The 6,541-nt window shown below is 73.6% G+C and carries 3 protein-coding genes; all 3 read right to left on the reverse strand.

The features are described 5' to 3' along the window. The coding region (locus LX15_RS24135; protein WP_504978515.1) for an NsdA family TPR-like regulatory protein at nt 1-489 on the reverse strand (489 nt) is incomplete at its 3' end. Nucleotides 490-946: 457 nt separating this feature from the next. Continuing rightward, nucleotides 947-2,743 (reverse strand): gamma-glutamyltransferase, encoded by a 1,797-nt coding sequence (gene ggt / locus LX15_RS24140; protein ID WP_253671990.1) that lies wholly within the window; start codon nt 2,741-2,743, stop codon nt 947-949. A 1,080-nt stretch (nt 2,744-3,823) separates the two neighbouring features. Further along, nucleotides 3,824-5,857, reverse strand: coding sequence for a primosomal protein N' (locus tag LX15_RS24145; RefSeq protein WP_253671937.1), 2,034 nt, complete (start codon nt 5,855-5,857; stop codon nt 3,824-3,826). Between the last annotated feature and the right edge of the window lie 684 nt (nt 5,858-6,541).

The following is a 6,541-nucleotide window of genomic DNA, read 5'->3' on the forward strand; positions in this document are numbered from 1 at the left end:
GCGGAACGCGCGGACCCGCGTGATGACGCGTTCTGAGTCGTAGCGCCGTCCGATGTCCAGGGCTTCGGTCGCCAAGGCGCAGGCTTGTCCGATTTGCCCGCTCAGGGCAAGTGTGAACGCGTGATCTACCAGTGCGAGGGCGCGGGGCTTGGGTGTTCGCAAGGCGGGTGCCGCGACGTCGAACGCGGCGCGTGCCGCTCGGAGTTCGCCGAGCTGGCCCAGGGCCACGCTCTGATACCGCGCAAGCTTCGGAACGTCGAAGGCGAACACCCACGGCCAACGGGGTTCTTCCTGCCGGCCGGAGATCAGCTTCTCGGCTCGTCGCATGGCGGCGAGTGCGGACGGACGGTCGTGTACTGCGGCATAAGCGACCGCGTGCAGCGAGGAAAGCCAGGCGCGCGCCGTTCTCGGCGCGCCTCGTTCGAGCTGCGCGGCCGCTCGGTCCAAGAGAAGCAAACCCTGACGTGGGTCACCTGTCGCCGTGCTCACGGCGGAACGCCACGACGAAGCCGCCCCAACCGCGGGTCAGGTTCCACCCCCAGTTCACTGCGGAGCACCTCTAAGGATCTCCCACGCGCCTTCCCGCATGGGGTCCTGCTGCACGAGTCGAAACGCGCAGAACAACGCCAGCGCGCTGTCATCGTCCTCCAGCAGCCCGCGACACTCCCTCAAGCACCTCTCGCCCAAGACGTCCCAGCGGGCTTGTTCAGCACCCACCCGCTCGTCGTACCGGCCCTCCAGCAGCGGCTGGTCAAGCAGGCCCATCCGCCACCCAGGACCGGTGGAGATCACATCCGGACCACATCACGCCGCCAACAGCCATCGACGCCACTGGTAACCACTGATGTGGTCGCCCGCTGTGCGGCCCCTCGTCGACGAGGAGACGCAGCGGCATGGGGGCGCGGGGCGCCCGGGCCGGGCGGTTGCCCGCTCGGCCCGGGCGGGTTCACTCCCCTGGTCGCGCCGGACGCACGACCGCCGCGGCGCCGCCACCGCCGCGCACGCGTTCGGCCGCCGCGACCCACCGGCCGTCCGGCAGGCGCTCGACCCCGGTGGCCAGGCCGATGCTCGCCCTGGGCTTGAACCGGTGGCCCCAGCCCTCCAACGCGGTCCGCTCCCCCTGGCCGCCGAAGGCCGGCTCGGCCTCGGTGACCTCGGTGTTGCGCTGGCTGGCCCTCGGCTCGGCGATGGCGTCGACCAGCGACAGCCCCCGGTCGAGCCGGCCGGTGAGGACCTGGAGCACGGTGGTGATGATCGTCGCGCCGCCCGGGCTGCCGACGGCGAGCACGGGCCGGCCCTGGGCGAGCACGATCGTCGGGCTCATCGAGCTGCGGGGCCGCTTGCCCGGCCCCGGCAGGTTGGGGTCGGGCACGCCCGGCGTCAGTGGTGTGAAGTCGAAGTCGGTCAGCTCGTTGTTCAGCAGGAAGCCGCGCCCCGGCACGACGATGCCGCTGCCGCCGGTCTGCTCGATGGTCAGGGTGTAGGCGGCGACATTGCCCCAGCGGTCGGCGACCGTCAGGTGCGTGGTGCTCTGCCCCTCGTCGGGCTTGGCCACGGGCGCGCCGCTGGTCCCGCAGGGCGTGGGGTCACGCGGGTCGGCGGGCGCGGCGGGCGCCGGCAGCACCTGGTCGGCCCGGACGAGGCAGGAGCGGCTGTCGGCGAATCGCTGGCTGAGCAGCTCGCGCGTGGGCACGTCGACCTGGTCGGGGTCGCCCACCCACCGGTTGCGGTCGGCGAAGGCCAGTTTGCTGGCCTCCAGGAACCGGTGCAGGTACTCGTTCCGCGACAGGCCGGTGAGGTCGGTGCGCTCCAGGATGTTCAGCGCCTCGCCCACGGTCGTCCCTCCCGAGGAGGGCGGCGCCATGCCGTAGACGTCCAGTCCCCGGTAGCTCACCCTGGTCGGCGCCCGGAACGGCACGGTGTACGCGTGGAGGTCGTCCTCGGTCATCCGGCCCGGCCGGACGGTCCGGCCGGCGGCGGGGTCGACCGGGGGCTGACGCACGGCGCGCACCACGTCACGCCCGATCTCGCCGTGGTAGAGGACGTCCGGTCCGTGCTCGCCGAGCAGCCGGTACGTGCGCGCGAGGTCCGGGTTGCGCAGGACGCTCCCCACCTCGGGCGGCCGACCGTGCGGCAGGAACAGCTCCCTGGTGGCCGGGAACGCGGCGAACCGCGCGGCGTTCTCCCGCACCAGGGTGTGGAAGTAGTCGTCGACGACGAACCCGCGCTCGGCGAGGCGCTCCGCGGGGCGCAGCACGTCGGCCAGGCGTCGGGTGCCGAACCGGTCGAGGGCGGTCTGCCAGGTCAGCGGGGTGCCGGGGACGCCGACCGACAGGCCGCTGGTGACCGCCTCCTCGAAGGGCACGGGCCGGCCGTCCTCCACGAACAGGTTCTCGTCGGCCGCGGCCGGAGCCGTCTCCCGACCATCCAAAGTGGACACTCGTCCGGTGCGGGCGTCGTAGTAGACGAGGAAGCCCCCGCCGCCGAAGCCGCTGGAGAACGGCTCGGTCACGCCGAGCGCCGCGGCGACCGCGACCGCGGCGTCGGCGGCGTTGCCCCCGTGCCGCAGGACCTCGATCCCGGCGGCGGTCGCGTCGGCGTCCACACTGGACACCGCCCCGCCGAAGCCGACCGCCTCCGCCGACCCGCGCGGCGGCGCGGGCGCGTCGCCGAACGCCGGCACGACGGCCGGGACGCTCGCGACGAGCACGGCCGCGAGCAGGGGAACCCACTTCCGCAGCATCGGCACCTCCGGTGAACGCACGACCACGTTCCGCCACTCTGCCGGCACCCGTCCGCCGCGGACAACCCGGGCGTCCACCCAGTGCGACCGTGAGAGAACACACGGTTCCCGGCGGCCCGTCAGCCGTGACTCCCCGTGAGTCGGGACCGGCGAGACCGCCGGTCGTGTCACCGCGCCACGCCGACCCCCGTCCACCACCGCTTCCGACGGTCACTGTCCTTCTCACGCATCCGGGTCTGGCGATCTCGGCCCACTGACCCCGACGGACAGAACGGGCGAGCCACCACGACGACGTGACAGCCCGCCGGTGGCGACAGATGCCCGAAGGAACCGGGAGCGGACCGAGACGCTTCCCCTCCACTCCTCATCCGGTCCGCGCTTCACAGCTCCGGTCACGGGCACGAGTCCTCTGTTCGCCGCGCCGGCTGGTGATCCGCCGACGTGCGACGTCAAAAACCCAAGCCTCCGTCGACGCCTTCTTACCAACACCAAAATGAGTGGTGGTCGCACTCTCCAGGACGACGGGGAACTCGCCCATCAACTCATCCCACGGTGAGGCCCAACCTTTCCAGCAGATCGGGGTCCACGTCGACCCACTTCTCGTGGCCATCGCGATCACAGGCGTAGTCCGTCCAAGAGCAGAAAGCCTCCGCGTCGGCGACGTCCGGCGCCTCCCCGTGGCGCTTCGAGCAAAGAAGCGCGAAAATCTTGGCCCCCACCAGCGCACACGGAACGACGTGTGCCCGCTCGACAGGAGAGCGCCAACAAATTACACAAACGGGACCTGAAATGCCCCATCAACGCGCGGGAGTCGCGACCAAAACCTCCTTGGGAGTTCCTGTTCCCCTGAACGTCGAGCACGAGGATCCTCCGCTTTCCCGACGCACACCGTTGAGCCTTCAGAATGAAGGAAAATCACATGTCGCGGTAGAGCAAGACCACTTTTCCTTGTCCACTCTTCCCACGCGCCTTCCCGCGCTTCTTCTTGGCCACTCGGGGAGGATGCTCGAAGCGAACGAACTCGTCTGATCCCTTGCGGTCACACACGTGACCGCTCGACAAAGAATGGGAAACGAGTCGTCAGAGCACTTCGAGGGGGTCGAGCCGCACGCGCACGGTCTCGGTCTCCTTGCGCGCGGTGCGCACCGCCTGCGCCTCGGCGAGCGCGGCGGCCAGCGCGCGGCCGTCCCTGCGGGGCACCCGGACCAGCGCCCGTTCGCGCTCCGCCACGCCCTCCTCGTCGACCTCGCCCAGCGGCACCGGCCCGAGGATCTCGGCGGACTCCGGCAGGTGAGCGCCCTCCAACAGGTCGGCCACGGCGGCAGGAGAGCCGTCGACGGCGGCCATGCGCACCGCCGGCGGAAAACCCAGCTCGGTCCGCCCCGCCAGCTCCGCGGCGGCGTGCCACGCCGGGTCCCAGCGGACGAGGGCCTGCACGGGGGCCAGCCCGGACTCCGCGACCACGACGACGCGTCCACCCCGCGTCGCCGGCCGGACCAGGGCGGACGCCGTCAGCCACCGCCGCAGCGCCTCCTCGGCCGCCCGCAGGTCGGGCCGGGCGAGCAACACGCGGCCGTCCAGCAGCAACGCCGCGCCGTAGCCGTCCTCGGCGACCGGCTCCGCGCCGGGCGTGGCGACGACCAGCGCGGGCCGCGCCGGCACGCTGGCCAGCACCTCGCCCGCGCCGGAGGTCCGCACCGCCACCCCGGGGAACGCCCTGCCCAGCTCCTCGGCGGTGCGCCGCGCGCCCACGGCCGTGGCCCGCAGCCGGCGCGAGCCGCAGGACGGGCACCGGAACGCCGCCTCGGTGGCGCCGCACCAGCGGCAGGCCGCCGGCCGCGCCGCCTCACCGGGCCGCCCGGCCGGGCCGGGCAACGCCAGCGGCCCCGCGCACCGGCGGCACCGGGCGGGCTCCCGGCAGGAGGCGCAGGCCAGACCGGGCACGTAACCCCGTCGCGGCACCTGGACCAGCACCGGAGCACCCGCCGCCAGGCCCGCCCGCGCCGCCTCGAACGCCACCGACGGCAGCCGGGCCGCGCGCGCGGCGGGGTCCCTGGCGAGCTGGGTGTCGTCCTCGCCGATCGCGGTCACCCTCGGCGCGGCGGCCCGCACCACGTCCCTCGGGGCGACGATCTCGTGCGCCCAGCGGGTGTCGACCATGAGCTGCGCCTCCGCCGTCCTGGCGAAGCCCGCGACGAGCAGCGCCGCCCCGCTGAGGTGCGCCCGCTGCGCGAGCACGTCCCTGGCGTGCGCGTAGGGCGAGCGCGGCTCCGCGTGCAGGTCGTCACCGTCGTCCCAGACGACCAGCAGGCCGGGGTCGGCGACCGGGGCGAACGCCGCCGCCCTGGTCCCGACGACGATCCGGACCGCCCCCCGCAGGACCGCCAGCCACCGCCGGTACCGCTCGGCCGGGCCGAGGTCGGCGGACAACGCGACCACGTCGTCCGCGCCGGCCAGCTCCGCGCACGCGGCGTGGACCCGCGCGAGATCGCGGTGGTCGGGAACCACGACCACCGCGCCGCGCCCCGACGCGGCGACCGTGGCGGCGGCCTCGGCGAGCCGACGCGGCCAGTCCTCCCCCGGCGCGGCCTGCCACACGGCGTGCGCCGGGCGGCCCGCGTGCACCGCGTCGAGGAAGACCCGGCCCCTCGGGTAGCGGTCCCACCCCTCGGCGGCGGGCCGCGCGGGGGGCGGGACCGGCTCCCTGGCCGGCTCGGCCTCGACCCGCGCGTGGCGGGGAGGGACGGCCAGCCGCAGGACGTCGACCAGCATGCCGGCGTAGCGGTCGGCGACCGCCCTGGCCAGGGCGGCGACCGGGGGCGTCAGCACCGGCTCCGGCGAGACGACGCGCTCCAGGAACGCCAGCCGGCCAGGGTGCGCGGACTCCGCGACGCGCTCCAGGAGGAACCCGTCCAGGACCTTGCCGGCGAACCGCACCCGCACCCGGCAGCCCGGCGCCGCGTCGGCGTCGAACCGGTCGGGCACGAGGTAGTCGAAGGGGCGGTCCAGGTGGGCCAACGGCACGTCGACGACGACCCGGGCGACCGGGAGCCGCTCGGCCGGCTGCCACTCCCCTCGCCGCGCGCGTCCCCCTGTCTTCCCCGCTCGTGTCATCACCGCTGGTCTACCAGACGGCACCGACCAGGACGGCCGCCTGGCGCGGTCGCGTGACCGGCGTGACGGACGACCAGGTTGGTCGCGGCATCGACGAGGGCGCTGAGCTGAGGGGGCAGCATGGCGACCTGGCCAGGCCACCCCACCTCGTGGGTGAGCCGATGTTCCCATGCCACCCGTGCCGGTCGCTCGTCCGTGGGGTCCGTGCCGGACCGGCCCAGCGGCAGGCCTCGACCCGACTCCGATCTAGAGACGCGCCTTCTGGTGCGATGGCCGTGGCCTGGGGCGATGCATGCACCACCGCACTTTCTGGTGCGATGGTCACGACCTGGGGTGATGCACCACCACACCCTCAGGGGCGACGGTCGTGAACGGGGGCGAGACACCACCGCACCTTCTGGTGCGGTGGCGCGACCACCGGCGGGACACCATCGCACTTTCTGGTGCGATGGTCGTGAACAGGGGGCGAGACACCACCACACCCCCCGGCGCGATGGCACTGACCCCGGCGAGACACCGTCGCACCTTCCGGCGCGACGGTCATGAACGGGGGGTGATGCACCACCACACCCCCGGCACGACGACCCCAACCACCGGCGGGACACCATCGCACCTTCTGGGGCGATGGTCACGACCTGGGGTGATGCACCACCACACCCCCCGCCGCGACGACCCCAACCAGCG

The sequence above is a fragment of the Streptoalloteichus tenebrarius genome (assembly GCF_024171885.1).
GTDB lineage: Bacteria > Actinomycetota > Actinomycetes > Mycobacteriales > Pseudonocardiaceae > Streptoalloteichus > Streptoalloteichus tenebrarius.

What these genes read in the sequence shown, in the direction of transcription:
- ggt (WP_253671990.1), bottom strand. Translation starts at nt 2,743, where the DNA reads ATGCTGCGGAAGTGGGTTCCCCTGCTCGCGGCCGTGCTCGTCGCGAGC.
- LX15_RS24145 (WP_253671937.1), bottom strand. Translation starts at nt 5,857, where the DNA reads ATGACACGAGCGGGGAAGACAGGGGGACGCGCGCGGCGAGGGGAGTGG.